The 17,211-nt window shown below is 68.2% G+C and carries 13 protein-coding genes; 5 read left to right on the forward strand and 8 right to left on the reverse strand.

The annotated features are described in order from the left end of the window. Positions 1–34 precede the first annotated feature (34 nt). Both HUW10_RS13100 and HUW10_RS13105 read left to right on the forward strand, forming a co-directional pair. Positions 35–1,096 (forward strand): phosphotransferase, encoded by a 1,062-nt coding sequence (locus HUW10_RS13100; protein ID WP_174503912.1) that lies wholly within the window; start codon positions 35–37, stop codon positions 1,094–1,096. A gap of 93 nt (positions 1,097–1,189) precedes the next feature. Continuing rightward, positions 1,190–1,789 (forward strand): glutathione S-transferase N-terminal domain-containing protein, encoded by a 600-nt coding sequence (locus HUW10_RS13105; protein WP_174503913.1) that lies wholly within the window; start codon positions 1,190–1,192, stop codon positions 1,787–1,789. A gap of 24 nt (positions 1,790–1,813) precedes the next feature. Here HUW10_RS13105 and HUW10_RS13110 read toward each other — a convergent pair whose 3' ends face one another. From HUW10_RS13110 to HUW10_RS13125, 4 genes are all read right to left on the reverse strand, one after another. Then, a complete protein-coding gene (locus HUW10_RS13110; protein ID WP_174503914.1) occupies positions 1,814–2,443 on the reverse strand; it encodes a pyridoxamine 5'-phosphate oxidase family protein in 630 nt (209 codons plus the stop codon). A 178-nt stretch (positions 2,444–2,621) separates the two neighbouring features. Further along, positions 2,622–4,235 carry an APC family permease gene (locus HUW10_RS13115; RefSeq protein ID WP_174503915.1) on the reverse strand — a complete coding sequence of 538 codons (1,614 nt, stop codon included), beginning with the start codon at positions 4,233–4,235 and terminating at the stop codon, positions 2,622–2,624. Positions 4,236–4,461: 226 nt separating this feature from the next. Beyond that, entirely contained in the window at positions 4,462–5,328 is an 867-nt protein-coding gene (locus tag HUW10_RS13120; RefSeq protein WP_174503916.1) for a DMT family transporter, read from the reverse strand. Next, positions 5,325–6,473, reverse strand: a complete 1,149-nt coding sequence (locus HUW10_RS13125; protein WP_174503917.1) for a GNAT family N-acetyltransferase — start codon at positions 6,471–6,473, stop codon at positions 5,325–5,327. The genes HUW10_RS13120 and HUW10_RS13125 overlap by 4 nt, the downstream gene beginning before the upstream one ends. 191 nt (positions 6,474–6,664) lie before the next feature. Here HUW10_RS13125 and pepN point away from each other — a divergent pair, with 191 nt between their 5' ends. Further along, a complete protein-coding gene (gene pepN / locus HUW10_RS13130) occupies positions 6,665–9,328 on the forward strand; it encodes an aminopeptidase N (RefSeq protein WP_174503918.1) in 2,664 nt (887 codons plus the stop codon). Between the two features lie 52 nt (positions 9,329–9,380). Here the strand turns inward: pepN and HUW10_RS13135 are convergent, their stop codons facing one another. Then, positions 9,381–10,676, reverse strand: coding sequence for an O-acetylhomoserine aminocarboxypropyltransferase/cysteine synthase family protein (locus tag HUW10_RS13135; protein WP_174503919.1), 1,296 nt, complete (start codon positions 10,674–10,676; stop codon positions 9,381–9,383). 203 nt (positions 10,677–10,879) lie between these two features. Continuing rightward, positions 10,880–12,706 carry a DNA helicase RecQ gene (recQ, locus tag HUW10_RS13140; protein ID WP_236656382.1) on the reverse strand — a complete coding sequence of 609 codons (1,827 nt, stop codon included), beginning with the start codon at positions 12,704–12,706 and terminating at the stop codon, positions 10,880–10,882. Between the two features lie 159 nt (positions 12,707–12,865). Here recQ and HUW10_RS13145 point away from each other — a divergent pair, with 159 nt between their 5' ends. Both HUW10_RS13145 and HUW10_RS13150 read left to right on the forward strand, forming a co-directional pair. Continuing rightward, positions 12,866–14,209, forward strand: coding sequence for a hypothetical protein (locus tag HUW10_RS13145; RefSeq protein WP_174503921.1), 1,344 nt, complete (start codon positions 12,866–12,868; stop codon positions 14,207–14,209). A 53-nt stretch (positions 14,210–14,262) separates the two neighbouring features. Beyond that, positions 14,263–14,637 carry a c-type cytochrome gene (locus HUW10_RS13150; RefSeq protein WP_174503922.1) on the forward strand — a complete coding sequence of 125 codons (375 nt, stop codon included), beginning with the start codon at positions 14,263–14,265 and terminating at the stop codon, positions 14,635–14,637. 219 nt (positions 14,638–14,856) lie between these two features. On the opposite strand, the gene ilvN is transcribed toward HUW10_RS13150, so the two are convergent. Both ilvN and HUW10_RS13160 read right to left on the reverse strand, forming a co-directional pair. Beyond that, a complete protein-coding gene (ilvN, locus tag HUW10_RS13155; RefSeq protein ID WP_174503923.1) occupies positions 14,857–15,375 on the reverse strand; it encodes an acetolactate synthase small subunit in 519 nt (172 codons plus the stop codon). Positions 15,376–15,426: 51 nt separating this feature from the next. Continuing rightward, positions 15,427–17,208, reverse strand: a complete 1,782-nt coding sequence (locus HUW10_RS13160) for an acetolactate synthase 3 large subunit (RefSeq protein WP_174504877.1) — start codon at positions 17,206–17,208, stop codon at positions 15,427–15,429. Positions 17,209–17,211 lie beyond the last annotated feature (3 nt).

The raw sequence follows: 17,211 nt of genomic DNA on the forward strand, positions 1-17,211 counted from the left end.
CGATTTTCCCGCCCGCTTCACAGGAGGGAACCGGATGAGCACGGAACACCAGCCGCGTCTTGTCGAGATGCTGCCGCAGCACAGGATCGACGAGGCGGCCCTGTTCGCCTATCTGGCCGCCCATGTCGACGGATTCGCCCCGCCGGCGACGATCCGCCAGTTCCAGGGCGGGCAGTCCAACCCGACCTACCTGATCGAGACGCCGGGGCGGAATTACGTGCTGCGGAAGAAGCCGCCGGGAACGCTGCTGCCCTCGGCGCACCAGATCGACCGCGAATATCGCATCCAGAGCGCGCTGGAGGGGACCGCGGTGCCGGTGGTGCCGATGCTGCATTACTGCACCGATCCCGCGGTGATCGGCACCGAGTTCTACGTGATGGGCCATGTCGCGGGGCGGGTGTTCCACGACGTGATGATGCCCGGCCTGGCGCCGGAGGAGCGCGGCGCGATCCACCGGCAAATCATCGAGACGATCGCAGCGCTGCACAAGGTGGATTACGAGGCGGTGGGGCTTGCCGGATTCGGCCGGCCGGACCATTACGTCGCCCGCCAGATCGAGCGCTGGACCAAGCAGTACGAGGCCTCGAAGACCGAGGATTTCGCGCCGATGGCGAACCTCATCGCCTGGCTGCGGGGCAATATTCCCGAGCGCGACGAGAGTTCCATCGTGCATGGCGATTTCCGCCTCGGCAACATGATGATCCACCCGAGCGAGCCGCGCATTCTCGCGGTGCTGGACTGGGAGCTTTCGACCATCGGCCATCCGCTCGCGGATCTCGCCTATTGCTGCATGTCGTATCACCTGCCGCCCGGTTCCGGCCCGGCGATGGCGGGGTATCAGGGGGTCGATCTCGCCGCGCTCGGGCTGATGAGCGAGGCGGATGCGCTGGAGCTGTATTGCCGGCGGACCGGGCGGGAGCGGATCGAGAACTGGCGGTTCTTCCTCGGCTTCTCGCTGTTCCGCTCGGCGGCGATCGTCGAGGGCGTGTATGCCCGCGCACTCGCCGGCAATGCGGCCGACCAGCGCGCCCACCGGATGCACGACGTGTTCCTGCAGGTCGCGAAGACCGGCTGGAACGTCGTGCGCGGCGACTGAAGGGGATGGATCGCGGCCCGCGCCGCCGCCTCGCGTAATCGTATCGGCGGCCCGGGATGCGACCGGCGCCGCCAGCAGAAGGAAGTCCGACACATGAAGCTGTTTCACTCCGTTGCCAGCCCGTATGTCCGCAAGGTGATGGCCTGCGCGATCGCCCGCGAGATCGACCAGCTTATCGAGCTGATCCCGACCAATCCGCATGAGAGCCCGGCGGCGCTGACCGCGAACAACCCGCTGTCGAAAGTGCCGTGCCTGGTGACCGACGAGGGGGTGGGGCTGTTCGATAGCCGGGTGATCTGTGAATATCTCGACCAGATCGGCGACGCGCTGCCGCTGTTTCCGGGTAGCGGGGCGGCCCGCTGGACCGCGTTGCGCTATCAGGCGATGGGCGATGGCATTCTCGACGCCGCCGTGGGCATCCGGATGGAGAGCCTGAAGCCGAAGGAAGCGGCGCGGGCGGCGTTCATGGAGCGGCAGATGCAGGCGATCGAGCGGACGCTCGCGGTGCTCGAACAGGACCCGCCGGGCAAGATGCTGGATATCGGCTCGATCGCGGTGGGCTGCGCGCTGGGCTATCTCGATTTCCGCCACGCCGGGTATGACTGGCGGAAATCCTGTCCGGTGCTGGCCGAGTGGTTTGCCGCCTTCGCGCGGGAGCCGGCCCTCGCGCGGACCGCGCCGCCGGCGGCCTGAGGCCAGGGTCCAGGCGGCCGGAGTTCAGGCGGCGACCCAGCGCGCCGCCAGCTTGCCCGCGCCATCCGGCGTGCCGATGGCGCGGCGATGGCCTTCTGGCCGCAGCCACAGGACATCATACAGCGCGGGGCTGAGGTGGCAGACGGCGAAATGCCGGGCGGCCTCTTCCATCGACAGGGTCAGATCGAGCCGGTCGGGCGCCGCTTCGGTGCCGGGCGGCAGTTGCGTGCGGTAGATCTGCCGCGCGCCTTCGGGCAGGGCGCGCCAGATGGCGTCTGCCTCCACATCGTCGTGATGCAGCGTCACCTCGCCTTCGATGCGGATTTGCAGCTTCGCGGCGTGGGAATAGGCGAGGAGTGCGGCCCGCCCGTCGCGGGCGAGTTCGGCGAATTTGGCGGAGCGCGCATCGGTGTGGAAGGTGATCTGCCCGGTCTGCGCCGCGCGGCCGCGCAGCACGACGCTGCGCAGGCGGGGCGCGCCGTCCGCCCCGGTGGTGGCGAGGCCGATCACGTGGAAATCGCTGCGCCGGTCGCGCACGCCGCGGGTCAGCCGGGCGAGCGAGGCGGCGATGAAATTGTCTGCCGGATGCAGGGCGGGGTCGGCGTCGTGCGCCGTGGCGGCTTGTGGGGCGGCTTGTGGGGCGGGTTCGGTCATGGGCGAAGATCTGGACCGTTTCGGGCGGATGAAAACCCCGGCGGGGCAAGAAGAAAGGCGGATGGGGGAGCCCCATCCGCCTTGGTCGTGCTCTGTCTTGTAGATAAGTGGAGCATCTTTATCCGATCGGATGATGCTCCAGCTGCGTGGTCCGGCCCGGAGGGGCCGGGTTGCGCGGTCAGTCGGCGCCGAAGACTTCGGGTTCGCCGGCGAGGATCGTCGCCTTGGCTTCTTCCGGATCGGGCGAGCCGGCATTCACCGCGATCTGGATGATGACCAGGCTGAAGACGATCAGGATGATCGACGCGACGAGGTTGGAGAACGTGCCGGTGCCGCCGGTCAGGTTCTTCGGGCCGAGATAGGTGATGAGCCACAGGCCGAAGAAATACGGCGCCAGCCACCACGCGCCGCGCCAGTGCAGGTTGCCGAGCCCTTCGCCCATCACCGCCTCGTAGCCGATATAGACGATCGCGAAGAGGAGGATGATGCCGAACAGGAAGTTGTCGGTCGAAGCACCGCTCCAGAACACGATGAAGTTCGAGATGATGAAGGCGAGGGTCGAGACCAGCGTGCCGCCGGGCAGCTGGTAGGGCCGCTTGTACTGCTCGACCGGCATGGTCTTGCGCAGGGTCAGCAGCACGATCGGGCCGGTGCCGTAGGAGAGCACCGAGGCCGAGGAGATGAAGCCGATGATCTTCTGCCAGGAGGGGAAGGGGAACATGAAGAAGACGCCGACGATCAGCGTCATGATCAGGCCGCCGATCGGCACGCCCACCTTGGAGAGTTTCGCGAAGGTCTGCCCGCCGATCAGCCCTTCCTGGCCGGTGGCGTAGACCACGCGCGATGTGGTGGTGAAGTAGATGATGCCGGTGCCGGCGGGCGAGACCACGCTGTCGATATAGAGCAGGATGGCGAGCCAGGTGGCGCCGATGATGGTGGCGAGGCCGGCGAACGGACCGGAGGCGCCGGCGAAGGTCAGCGCATCCCAGCCCTTGGCGAGGTCGGACGGGCGGAGCGCGCCGATGAAGGCGACCTGCAGGCCGACATAGAGCACCAGCGCGATCGCGACCGAGCCGACGATGGCGATCGGCAGGTTACGGCGCGGGTTGCTCGATTCGCCGGCGAGTTCCACCGCCTGGCGGAAGCCGAGATAGGCGAAGATGACGCCCGACGTGGCGACGGCGGAGAACACGCCGGCCGTGCCGTGCGGCGCGAAGCCGTGGGCGGAGAAGTTGCCGGGATGGAAGCCAGCGATGATCAGCACGATCACCGTCAGCGCCGGGACCGCGAGCTTCCACCAGGTCAGCGCGCTGTTGATGGTCAGCACGAGGCGAACCGCCAGCGCGTTGATCCCGGCGAAGACCAGCATCAGGATCAGCGAGGCGAAGAAGCCGAAGCCGGTCAGCACGCCGCCCTTGTCGACCAGGCCGGGGATGTAGTTGTTGCCATAGGTGATGACCGCGGAGGCCTCTGCCGGCGCCACGGAAACATAGCCGAGAAACACCACGAAGCTCATGATGACGGCCATCAGATTGCCGTGCGAGAGTTTCGGGAAGGCGATCACCGCTCCGCCGCGCGGGAAGGCGGTTGCCAGTTCGGCATAGACGAAGCCCAGCAGCAGCACCGCGACGCCGCCGATCAGCCAGGCGAAGATCGCCGCAGGACCGGCATCCTTGGCGGCGTGAAGCGGGCCGAACAGCCAGCTAGACCCGATGATGCCGCCCAGACTCGCGAAGAGCAGGCCGATGACGCCCGCGTCCCGCTTGAGCTTGACGCCAGATTTTCCACTCATTTTACGTGCCCCCATGACAGTTTATGAACAAACCCTAATGCAGTTTTGCATCGGAGGAAACCGTTCCGTGAAGCTGCCATGACAGAATCGGGGTTTACAACCTTGCCGCTAACCAGAGGGGGCAGGAAGCCTGTCCGACCTGTCGAAATCGGACGTAGCGTTCGATAATGCCCTGATCAGAGCATGTTCGTCGGTCCGGATGAATTCATCCGAAAGGATGATGGGCTCAGGTGTCCGCCGGTTCGCGGGCGGGGCGGCGACGCTGCGGGCGCAGGATCAGGACCATCGAGACGAACAGGGCGGCGAAGCCCATCGCATCGCCCCTCGTGAAGGACTCGGCGAGGACCAGCACGCCCATCAGCGTCGCGGTGGCGGGCAGCAGGGCGGTGAAGGTGCCGGCGATGCCGGCCTGGACCCGGCGCATGCCGTGATACCACAGGATCACGGCCAGCACGCTCGATGTCAGGCTGTTGACCAGCAGCAATCCGGCGATCGTCCAGGTGAAGTGGACCTGCCCGAAACTGGCGATGGCGAGCGGGGCGGTCATCGCGGCGCCGCAGGCCTGCATCCAGAACGTGGCCTGCATGACCGGCAGCAGGCCGGCGGCGCGGCGGGCGAACAGGGCGTATCCGGCCTCGCCGCAGACCGCACCGAAGATCAGCCCATCACCCAGCAGGCTGAAGCCGCCGCCGCCGCGCGCGAGGGCGGCGATGCCGACGCCCGCCAGCACCACCGCCGCCCATTGCAGCGGCCGCAGGTGTTCGCGCAGGAACAGCGCCGCGCCGAGCGCGATCACCGCCGGCAGGCTGGCGAGGACCAGCCCCGCCTGCACCGCGCCGGTGAGTTTCAGCCCGGCGACCATCATGCCGTTATAGAGCAGGGTGCCGCATGCCGCCTGCATGAACAGGATGGCCAGCGTGCGCGGCGCCGGCAGGCGGGGGGCGACCAGCGGGGCAAGGCAGAGTGTCGCGAAGCCCGTGCGCATGAACAGCAGCGGGAAGGTCGGCAGGTGCGCGGCCAGCAGCTTGAGCAGCACGACATTGCCGCCGACGATCACCATCGACGCGGCCAGTGCCGCATAGGCCGCGATCACGGCGAGAGGTCGCTGCGATAGGGGGATTGCTCGCCGAGCATCGCCATTTCCTCCTCCACCGCCGGGCGCTCGGCCTCGAGGAAGCGGCCGACGGCATCGCTGAGGCCGGGATGGCCGATCCAGTGCGCGGAGAAGGTGCGGCTCGGCAGGTAGCCGCGCTGGATCTTGTGCTGGCCCTGGGCGCCGGCCTCGACGCGGGCGAGGCCGGCGCCGATCGCGTAGTCGATCGCCTGGTAGTAGCAGAGTTCGAAATGCAGGAAGGGGACGTCTTCCACGGCACCCCAGTTGCGGCCGTAGAGCGCGTCCGGGCCACGCAGGTTGAGCGCGCCGGCGATCGGGCGGCCGGCGCGGAAGGCCATCATCACCACCACCGCATCGCCGAGGCGCTCGCCGAGCAGGGGGAAGAAGCGCTCGGTGAGGTAGGCGCCGCCCCATTTGCGGTCGACGGTGGAGAGGTAGAAATTGTAGAAGGCCGCCCATTCGCGCCGGCCCATCTCGCTGCCGCGCAGGGCGCGGATGTCGAGCCCGGCCTGGGCGTCGCGCCGTTCGCGGCGGATCGCCTTGCGCTTGCGCGAGGACAGGGCGGCGAGGAAATCCTCGAACCCTGCATAGCCGCGATTGTGCCAGTGATATTGCACGCCCATGCGCCGCAGCCAGCCGGCCTCGCCGAGCGCGTGCCACTCGGCCTCGGTGCAGAAGGTGGCGTGGATCGAGGAGCAGCCGAGCCGCTCGGCGGCGATCTCGAGGCCGCGGGCGAGCAGCGAGGGCGGCAGGGTTTCGGCCATCAGCAGGCGCGGGCCGGGCACCGGGCTGAACGGGGCGGCGACCTGCAGCTTCGGGTAGTAGCGCCCGCCGGCGCGCTCGAAGGCGTTGGCCCAGCCGTGATCGAACACGTATTCGCCGTAGGAATGGGCCTTCACATAGGTGGGGGCGGCGCCGAGCAGGCGGCCCGCGCCGTCGCGCAGCACCGCGTGCTGGGGATACCAGCCGCTGTCGCCGCCGACGGAGTCGCTGTCTTCCAGGGCGGAGAGGAAGGCGTGGCTGACGAAGGGGTTGCCGCCGGCCAGCGCATCCCAGTCCGGCGCCGGGATTTCGTGGATGCTCTGGTGCAGCGAGAGGGAGAGATCGTCCGCGGTGCCGTTCATGAATCCCGTTTGCGATGCGGGAGGGAGCGTCGCATCCCGCGTAATATTTACAAAATCATAGGTGGTGATGCGGCTTATGCAACCATCCGGCGGGCAGGGCGGAGTCCCGTTCGCGGCATTTCGGGCCGTGGCGCGAATTGCGCGCCGGCAGCCGGCGGGCCAGATAAAGGGGCATTCGCAAGGAGACAAAGATGGCCGAACGTCCCGTCCCGCTGCCCGCCGCCGCCCCGCGCCGCCTCGACGACTACCGGCCGCCGGCCTTTCTGGTCGATACGGTCGATCTCATCTTCGATCTCGATCCGGCGGCGACGCGGGTGCGCGCGCGCCTGACGCTGCGGCGCAACGCGGCGCACGGGGGTGCGGACGCACCGCTGGAACTCGACGGCGAGGGGCTCGACCTGCGATCGGTGCTGCTCGATGGCGAGGCGCTCGGTGCGAACCGCTACGCGCTCGGCGAGCATGGCCTCGTCATTCGCGACGTGCCGGACGAATTCACCCTCGATACCGAGGTGATCATCGCGCCGGAGCGCAATTCCGAGCTGTCGGGACTGTATGTTTCGGGCGGGGATTTCTTTACCCAGTGTGAGGCCGAGGGGTTCCGCCGCATCACCTTCTTCCCCGACCGGCCGGATGTGATGGCCCGCTACACGGCGACGCTGATCGCCGATCCGGCGCGCTGCCCGCTGCTGCTCTCCAACGGCAATCCGGCCGATCGCGGCAGCCTGCCGGACGGGCGGCACTGGGCGAAATGGGAGGATCCGCATCCCAAGCCGTCCTATCTGTTCGCGCTGGTCGCGGGCGACCTGGTTTCGGTTCATGACGCGTTCGTCACCCGGTCGGGGCGGCAGGTGCAGCTCGGCATCCATGTCCGCCGCGGCGACGAGGACAAGGTGGACCACGCGATGGCCTGCCTGAAGCGGGCGATGCGCTGGGACGAGGAGGCGTTCGGCCTCGAATACGATCTCGACATCTTCAATATCGCTGCCGTCTCCGACTTCAACATGGGGGCGATGGAGAACAAGGGGCTCAACATCTTCAACACCGCCCTCGTCCTCGCCCGGCCGGATACCGCGACGGATGCCGACTACCAGCGGATCGACCGGGTGATCGCGCATGAATATTTCCACAACTGGACCGGCGACCGGGTGACCTGCCGGGACTGGTTCCAGCTCTCGCTCAAGGAGGGGCTGACCGTCTTTCGCGACCAGGAATATGGCGCGGCGACGACCGATGCGGCGCTGTCGCGGATCGATGACGTCAAGATGCTGCGCGCCCGGCAATTCGCCGAGGATGGCGGGCCTCTGGCGCATCCGGTCCGCCCTGCCGCCTATCGCAAGATCGACAATTTCTACACCGCGACCGTCTATGAGAAGGGGGCGGAGGTGGTGCGGATGATCCGCACCATCATCGGGCATGAAGCGTTCCGCCGCGGCTTTGATCGTTATATCGCGCGCAACGACAATTCGGCGGCGACGATCGAGGATTTCGTCGCCGCGATGCGGGAGGAATCGGGGTTCGATTTTTCCCAGTTCATGCGCTGGTACGAGCAGGCGGGCACGCCGCAGCTGCGGTTCGAGGGCAAATACGACGCGGCGGCGCGGCGCTATACGCTCACGCTGCGGCAGATGACGGCGCCGACGCCGGGACAGGCGCAGAAGGAGCCGTTCCTGATCCCGGTGGCGATGGGGCTGATCGGGCCGGATGGGGCGGCGCTCGCAGCGCGGCTGGAGGGCGAGGCGGCGGCGCATGGCGGCACAAGGGTGCTGCTGCTGCGCGCGGCCGAGCAGTGTTTCGTGTTCGAGGAGGTCGCCTCCCCGCCGGTGCCCTCGCTGTTGCGCGGCTTCTCGGCGCCGGTGAAGCTCTCCGGGCACGGGGCGGCCGGGCTCGCCCTCCTTGCCGCGCACGATACCGACGGGTTCAGCCGCTGGGAGGCTGGGCAGGAATATGCGACGCGGGCGCTGCTCGACGCGATCGCCGCGGTTCAGCGCGGCGAGGCGGTCGGGACCGATCCGGCGCTGGTGGCGGCGATGGCGGCGGCCCTCGACCTCGCGCCGGAGTCGCCGGCGCTCGCGGCACGGATGCTGGCGCTGCCGGGCAGGGACGTGCTGGCGGACCGGATGGCGGTGATCGACCCGGATGCGATCCACGAGGCGCTGGAGACGAGCCGGGCGGCGATCGGCCGGGCGTTGCGGGACCGCTTCGCCGCGCTGTGCGGGGCGGAGGATGCGTCGGCGCCGTTCAGCCTCGATCCGGCGAGCATCGGGCGGCGGGCGCTCGGCAATGTCGCGCTGGCCTATCTGATGGCGGCGGACCCGGCGGCGGGGCTGGACGCGGCACAGCTTCGCTTCGAGACCGCGCCGACGATGACCGGGCGGCTCGGCGCGCTGGCGCTGCTTGCCGATACCGCGACGCCGGCGCGCGATGCGGCCCTCGCGGCGTTTCACGCGCGCTGGCGCGGCGATGCGCTGGTGGGCGACAAATGGTTCCGCATCCAGGCGATGGCGGCGGCGCCGGACACGCTGGACCGCGTCGAGGCGCTGACCCGGCACGCCGATTTCGACCTGCGCAACCCCAATCGCTTCCGCGCCCTGGTGCAGGCGTTCGGCGCGGGGAACCAGCGCTGGTTCCACGATGCGTCGGGGCGGGGTTATGCGCTGGTGGCGCGGATGATCGGCGAGGTGGACCGGGTGAACCGGCAGATCGCGGCGCGCTGCATCGATGTGTTCGCGAGCTGGCAGCGCTTCGATCCGGCGCGGCAGGCGCTGATGCGCGGCGCGCTGGATACGCTGCTCGCCGATCCCGCGCTGTCGGCCAATGCGCGGGAGATGGCCGAGCGGGCGCGGGCGGGGGCGTGAAGCCTCGCGGGCCGGACCGGCGATCCGGCCCGCGACATCGGGAAACTGAAGTTCAGCGCGCGGCGGCCAGCGCCTGATCGAGGTCGGCGATGATGTCCTCGATATGTTCGAGGCCGATCGACAGCCGGACATAGCCGGGCGTGACGCCGGTGGCCGCCTGCTCCTCGGCCGAGAGCTGGGAGTGGGTGGTGCTGGCGGGGTGGATGGCGAGGCTGCGGGCGTCGCCGATATTGGCGACGTGGTAGAACATCCGCAGCGCCTCGATGAATTTCCGCCCCGATGCGGCGCCGCCGGTCAGCTCGAAGCCGACCAGCGCGCCCCTGCCGCCGGTGAGGTAGGTTTCCGCCCGCCGCCGCGCCTCGCCGGTGGCGACGCCGGGGTGGATCACCCGCACCACGTCCGGATGGCTGGAGAGGAAATCGACGACCTTCTCGGCGTTCTCGCAATGCCGCGCGATGCGCAGCGGCAGCGTCTCCAGACCCTGGATGAGCTGGAAGGCGTTGAACGGCGAGAGGGCCGCACCCTCGTCGCGCAGGATCACGGTGCGGGCGCGGATGATGTAGGCGACCGGGCCGAGCGGCTTGACCGCCTCGACCCAGACGGCGCCGTGATAGGAGGGGTCGGGCGCGTTCAGCAGCGGCTGGCGGTCGGGCTGCGCCGCCCAGTCGAAATTGCCGGAATCGATGATCATCCCGCCGATCGAGGTGCCGTGGCCGCCGATATATTTGGTGGCGGAATAGACCACGATGGCGGCGCCGTGGTCGAAGGGACGGCAGAGCAGCGGTGCGGCGGTGTTGTCCATGATCAGCGGGATGCCGAGCGGGCGGCCGATCGCCGCGACCTCGGCGATGGGGAAGACCGCGAGCTTCGGGTTGGGCAGGGTTTCGGCGTAGTAGGCGCGGGTCTTGTCATCGGTCGCGCGGCGGAAATTCTCGGGGTCGGTCGGGTCGACGAAGCGGATCTCGATGCCCTGGTCGCGCAGCGTGTTGGCGAAGAGGTTCCAGGTGCCGCCGTAGAGATCGGTGGAGGCGACGACGTTTTCGCCCGCGCGGGTCAGCGTGCGGATCGCGCTCGCCGAGGCGGCCTGGCCGGAGGCGACGGCAAGGGCGGCGACCCCGCCCTCGATGGCGGCGAGGCGCTGCTCGAGCACATCCGTCGTCGGGTTCATGATGCGGGTATAGATGTTGCCGAGCTCGGAGAGCGCGAACAGGTTGGCGGCGTGTTCGGTGCTGTTGAACTGGTAGGAGGTGGTCTGGTGGATCGGCACCGCGACCGAGCCGGTCGTGGGGTCGGCGCGCCAGCCGGCGTGCAGGGCGAGGGTTTCCGGATGGTGGCTCTTGACCGTCATGGACTGTCTCCGTCGATGGCTCTGGTTTTCAGGGCACGTTCCGAGACTTTCGGTTCGGAGGTCGTGCCCTATCCTGTTGATTAACAGATCATGCCTGTCCCATCAGACGATTCAGTCCGACGGGGCGATGCTCTATCAGGCCTGACGCTAAGCCGCGGGCGGGTGGCGTGGCAAGAGTGGCCGTCGCGCGCGGCTTGCGGGGTTCAGCCGCGCACGCCGGCGAGCACGGCGAGCACGGCGTCGCCATAGCGCTCGATCTTGCTCGCGCCGATGCCGGGGACGGTCGCGAGGTCGCTGCGGTCGCGCGGGTGGGCGGCGGCGAGGGCGGCCAGTGTCGCGTCGTGGAAAATGACATAGGCGGGCACCTGCTGCGTCCGCGCGGTGTCGCGCCGCCATTCGCGCAGGGCGGCGAAGGCGGGGGAGTCGGTGGTGCCGTCCGGTGGGACGGGGCCGCGCCGGGTTGTCTTGCGCGTGCCGGCGGGGTCGCGGCGCAGGCGCAGCGATTCCTCGCCGCGCAGCACCGGGCGGGCGCGCGGGGTGGCGAACAGCGCGCCATGCGCGTCGTGATCGACCTCGATCAGTCCGGCGACGATCAGCTGGCGGAACACCGAGCCCCATTGACGGCGGTCGAGATCGGCGCCGACGCCGAAGGTGGGCAGGCGGTCATGGCCGAGCTGTTGGATCCGCTCGGTTCCGGTGCCGCGCAGGATGTCGATCAGGTGGCCGGCGCCGAAGCGCTGGCCGGTGCGCAGCATGGCGGAGAGCGCCTTGCGCGCGGCCTCGGTGCCGTCCCAGGTCTCGACCGGGAAGCGGCAATTGTCGCACTGGCCGCAATCGCGCGGATAGGCCTCGCCGAAATGGGCGAGGATCGCCCGCCGGCGGCAGCCCGCCGTTTCGCAGACGCCGAGCAGCGCGTCGAGCTTGGCGCGGCCGACGCGCTTGACCTCGTCCGGCGCATCGCCCTGGTCGATCATCCGCCGGCGCAGTGTTACGTCCTGCATGCCGTAGAGCATCAGGGTTTCGGCCGGCGCGCCGTCGCGCCCGGCGCGGCCGGTTTCCTGGTAATAGGCCTCGAGGCTCGACGGCAGGTCGAGATGCGCGACGAAGCGGATGTCCGGCTTGTCGATCCCCATGCCGAAGGCGATGGTGGCGACCAGGATCAGCCCTTCGTCGGCGAGGAAGGCGTCCTGGTTGCGGTTGCGCGTCTCGGCGGGGAGGCCGGCATGGTAGGGCAGGGCGCGCAGGCCCTGGCCGCAGAGCCAGGAGGCGGTGTCGTCCACCGCGGCGCGGCTGAGACAGTAGACGATCCCGCTCTCGCCCGGATGGGCGCGCAGGAAGCCGAGCAGCTGGCGCCGGGGCTCGGTTTTCGGGGCGATGGCGTAGGTGAGGTTCGGGCGGTCGAAGCTGGAGAGGAACAGGCGCGCGCCGCCGAGGCCGAGGCGGCGGGCGATGTCGTCCCTGGTCTGCGGGTCGGCCGTCGCGGTCAGGGCGATGCGCGGCACGCCGGGGAAGCGCGCGCCGATGGTGGCGAGCTGGAGATATTCCGGCCGGAAATCGTGCCCCCACTGGCTGACGCAATGGGCTTCGTCGATCGCGAACAGGGCGATCCGCACCGGTTCGAGCAGGGCGAGGAACTCCTCGGTGACCAGCCGCTCGGGGGCGACATAGAGCAGGTCCAGCTCGCCGGCGCGCAAGGCCCGGCGCACCTCCATCCGTTCCGCTGTGCTCTGGGTCGAATTGAACGAGGCCGCGCGGACGCCGAGCTGGCGGATCGCCTCGACCTGGTTGCGCATCAGCGCGATCAGCGGCGAGACCACGATGCCGACACCCGGCCGGCAGAGGGAGGGCAGCTGGTAGCAGACCGACTTGCCGCCGCCGGTCGGCATCAGCACCAGCGCGTCGTGGCCGGCGATCACATGTTCTACGACGTCGCGCTGGCTGCCGCGGAAGCCTCCATGGCCGAAGACGCGGCGCAGCACCGATTCGGGATCGGCGGCGGCGGGCGGCGGGACGGGGAGATCGATTCGCACGGGCGCAGGTGTAGGGCGCGCGCCGGGACCACGGCAATGGTGCCGCTCTGCAACACCATGAAACAAGCCGTCACAATATTGATCTCGATCAACGACCGCGCGTTTTGACCCTGATACCTCGGGCATCGTCACTGAATGAAAGTCAACGGGAGACTGCACATGAAAACCCGGTCACATCATGGTTCCTGGCGCCTGGCGGCTGCGGCTGGCATGGTCGCCGCGGCATCGCTGGCGGCGCCCAACGCCGCCTATGCCATTCCCGCCTTCGCGGCGCAGACCGGAGAGCCCTGCTCGGCCTGTCATATCGGCTTTCCGCAGCTGACCCCGTATGGGCGGGATTTCAAGCTCGAAGGCTATATCGCCGGCGGCATGTTCCCGACCTGGAAGAATTTCGCGGCGATGTCGCAGATCGGCTGGACCCAGCAGCACGACAAGGTGCCGGGCGGGTTGCAGCCGGGCTTCAAGTCGAACGACGCCTGGGCGGCGCAGCAGACCAGCCTGTTCTATGGCGGCGCGCTGGATTCGGCGATCGGGCTCGGCGCGTTCGTGCAGGTCACCTATGACGGCGTGGCCCGGCAATGGACCTGGGACAATACCGATATCCGCCTCGCCCGGCCGGGCCGGCTGTTCGGCCATACGCTGTTCTGGGGTGTGACGCTCAACAACAATCCGGGTGTCACCGATCTGTGGAACACGCCGCCAAGCTGGGGGTATCCCTATATCCCGTCGGGCCTTGCGAACGCGCCCGCCGCGGCGCAGCAGATCGCCTCGCTCGGACAGTCGGTCTATGGTGTGGGCCTCTATGGCGCGCTGAACGTGACGCCGGCGGACATGATCTATGCCGAGGCCGATCTCTACAAATCGCTGCCGCAGCGGCTGGGCTACGCGCTCGGCGCCGGGGGCGGGGTGAAGATCGACGGCGTCGCACCCTATGTGCGGCTCGCCGTCCAGCATCAATGGGGCAATTCCTCGATCGAGGTCGGCACCTACGCGCTGATGGACCGGACCTATCCGACCGGTGTGGCAAGCGGGCCGACGAACCGCTTCTTCGACATCGCCGCCGATTCCCAGTTCCAGTACATCACGCAGAACCAGGCCCTCTCGGTGCAGGCAAACTTCGTTCACGAATCGCAGGAATGGGCGCCGGGGGCTGCCAGCAACCGGGCCGACAGCCTCAATGTCGCGACGATCACGCTCTCGGACCTGATCTACCAGAAATACGGGATCACGGAATCGTTCAACACGATCTACGGCAATGCCGATGCGGGCGAATATACGAGCAGCGCAAATGGCAAGCCGAACAGCAACGCCTGGACGACGGAGCTGGACTATTATCCGTTCAACAATGGCGGGCCGAAATGGCTGCCGTGGCTGAACGCGAAAGTGTTCGTCGAAAACACGATTTATCCGGTGTTCAACGGCAGCGCCCGCAACTATGATGGCGCTGGAACAAACGCGCAGGCGAACGATACGCTCTTTGCGGGCGTGTGGCTGGCTTTCTGACGATCATAACGCACCCGCCCAGGGGGGCGGGTGCCCGACAGGAGAGACTGCACATGAAATCCTTTTCCATCCTTGCCCTGGCCGCCGGTGCCTTGAGCATCGCCGGGGCGCATGCGGCGAATGTCGCGCATGGCGAGGCGCTGTTTCAGGCCCAGTGCGCCGCCTGCCATAGCGCCAAGGCGGGGCAGAACGGGATCGGCCCGTCGCTTGCCGGGATCTATGGCGCCAAGGCGGCGGCGAGCACGGGGTTCCAGTTCTCACCGGCGCTGAAGAATTCCGGCATCGTCTGGAATGCGGACACGCTCTCGAAGTTCCTCGCCAACCCGCAGGCGGACGTGCCCGGGACCAAGATGCCCTATATGGGCATGCCGAATGCGGGGGATCGCGCCGACGTGGTCGCCTATCTCAAGACGCTGGGCGGCAAGTAGGGCGATTGCGGCAGGGCCTGGCCCTGCCGATCGGCCCATACCGTTGATCGGGCGGGTCTCATCCGGCGGGAGCGGATGAGGCCCTGTTCGTCGTTGGTGGGGGCGCTTCGCGCAGTCAGAGCATCATCCGATCAGATGGAATCATCTGATCGGATAAAGATGCTCTAGTTATCAACAAGATAGAGCACTACATCCGATCCGAAAGGATCGGAAAGTGCTCTAGATCGTGCGGACGCCGCGGGCGATGGCGGCAACACCGGTGCGCGAGACCTCGGCGAGGCCGAGCGGGCGCATCAGTTCGAGGAACGCGTCGAGCTTGTCGGTCGCGCCAGTGAGTTCGAAGACGAAGCTCTCGGTCGTCGCGTCGATCACGCGGGCGCGGAACGCGTCGGCGAGGCGCAGCGTCTCCAGCCGCTTCTCGCCGCCGCAGATCACCTTGATGAGGGCGAGTTCGCGGGCGATGTGCGGCCCTTCGGCGGAGAGGTCGGACACGCGGTACACCGGCACGAGGCGATCGAGCTGCGCCTTGATCTGCTGGATCACCAGCTCGGTGCCGGAGGTGACGACGGTGATGCGGCTCTTGCGCCGGTCATCCTCGACGGGGGCGACGGTCAGGCTGTCGATATTGTAGCCGCGGCCGGAAAACAGGCCGATGACGCGCGCGAGAACGCCGGACTCGTTCTCGACCAGCACGGAGATCGTGGCGGCGCGCATGGGTTCCTGGACGATGGCGTTCATGTCGGCTCTTTCAGGTTCGGTGTCTCGGGATCTCGGCGGCGATGGCGGGGCTCAGACGAGCACGAGCCCCTCATCGGTGATGCCGGCGGCGCTCGCCTCGTGTTCCGGCCCGAGGATCATCTCGTTGTGCGCCGCCCCCGAGGGGATCATCGGGAAGCAGTTCTCCGCGCGGTCGACATGGATGTCCGCGATCACCGGACGGTCGGTCGCCAGCATCTCGTCGATCACCCGGTCGAGATCGTCGATGCTCTCGGCGCGCAGGCCGACGGCGTGGAAGCTCTCGGCGAGGCGCACGAAATCGGGCAGGGCGGCGGAATAGCTCTCGGAATAGCGGCCGCCATGCAGCAATTCCTGCCACTGGCGCACCATGCCCATGTATTCGTTGTTGAGGATGAAGATCTTCACCGGCAGGCGGTATTGCGCGAGCGTGCCCATCTCCTGGATGTTCATCAGGATGCTGGCTTCGCCGGCGATGTCGATCACGAGTGCGTCGGGATGGGCGATCTGCACGCCCATCGCCGCGGGCAGGCCGTAGCCCATCGTGCCGAGGCCGCCCGAGGTCATCCAGCGGTTCGGCTTGTCGAAGCGGAAATGCTGGGCCGCCCACATCTGGTGCTGGCCCACCTCGGTCGTGACATAGGTCTCGCGGCCCTGGGTCTTTTCCCACAGCCGGCGGATGGCGTGCTGCGGCTTGATGATCGCACCTTTCTCGAAGCTCTGGGTGAAGCGCAGCGAATCCTTCTCGCGCCAGGTTTCGATCATGCGCCACCACTCGGCGAGCGCCGCACTGTCCTGCCGGGAGTCATCCTGCTTCCAGGCGGCGATGAGGGCGCGCAGCGCCTCGGTTGCGTCGGCGGCGATGGCGATGTCGACCACCACGTTCTTGTTGATGTTCGAGGGGTCGATGTCGATGTGGATTTTCTTCGCGTGCGGGGCGAAGGCGTTGAGCCGGCCGGTCACGCGGTCGTCGAACCGGGCGCCGATGTTCAGCATCACGTCGCAGCCATGCATCGCGAGGTTGGCCTCGTAGGTGCCGTGCATGCCGAGCATGCCGAGAAAGGCCGGGTTCGAGGCCGGGAAGGCGCCGAGGCCCATCAGCGTCGAGGTGACGGGGGCGCCGGTCAGCTTCGCGAACGCGACGATCAGTTCGGCCGAGTCCGGGCCGGAATTGATCAGCCCGCCGCCGCTGTAGATGATCGGCCGGCGCGCGCCCTTGAGCAGCTTCACCGCCGCGGCGATGCCGGCCGGATCGGGCTCGGTGCGCGGGCGGTAGGAGCGGTGCGGGCCTTCCGGCGCCTCGGTATAGGGTGCCGGGTTGATGAGGATGTCCTTTGGCAGGTCGATCAGCACCGGGCCGGGGCGGCCGGTCCGCGCGACGTGGAACGCCTCGTGCACGATGCGGGACAGGTCGTCCGAGCGCTTGACCAGGTAGTTGTGCTTGGTGGCCTGGCGGGTGATGCCCGTGGTGTCGGCTTCCTGGAAGGCGTCGTTGCCGATCAGGTGGGTCGGCACCTGGCCGGTGAGGCAGACGACGGGGATGCTGTCCATCAGCGCGTCGACCAGGCCGGTGACGGCGTTGGTGGCGCCGGGGCCGGAGGTGACGAGGACGACGCCGACCTTGCCGGTCGAGCGGGCATAGCCTTCCGCCGCGTGAACCGCCGCCTGCTCGTGCCGGACCAGGATGTGGCGGATCGCGTTCTGCTGGAAGAGCGCGTCGTAGATCGGCAGCACGGCACCGCCCGGATAGCCGAAAATGACCTCGACCCCCTGCGCCTTGAGCGCGCGGAGAAGGGTTTCGGCCCCGGAAGCAACGGATTTGTTCACGGCGTTGATATC

The organism is Acidiphilium sp. C61, assembly GCF_905116885.1.
GTDB lineage: Bacteria > Pseudomonadota > Alphaproteobacteria > Acetobacterales > Acetobacteraceae > Acidiphilium.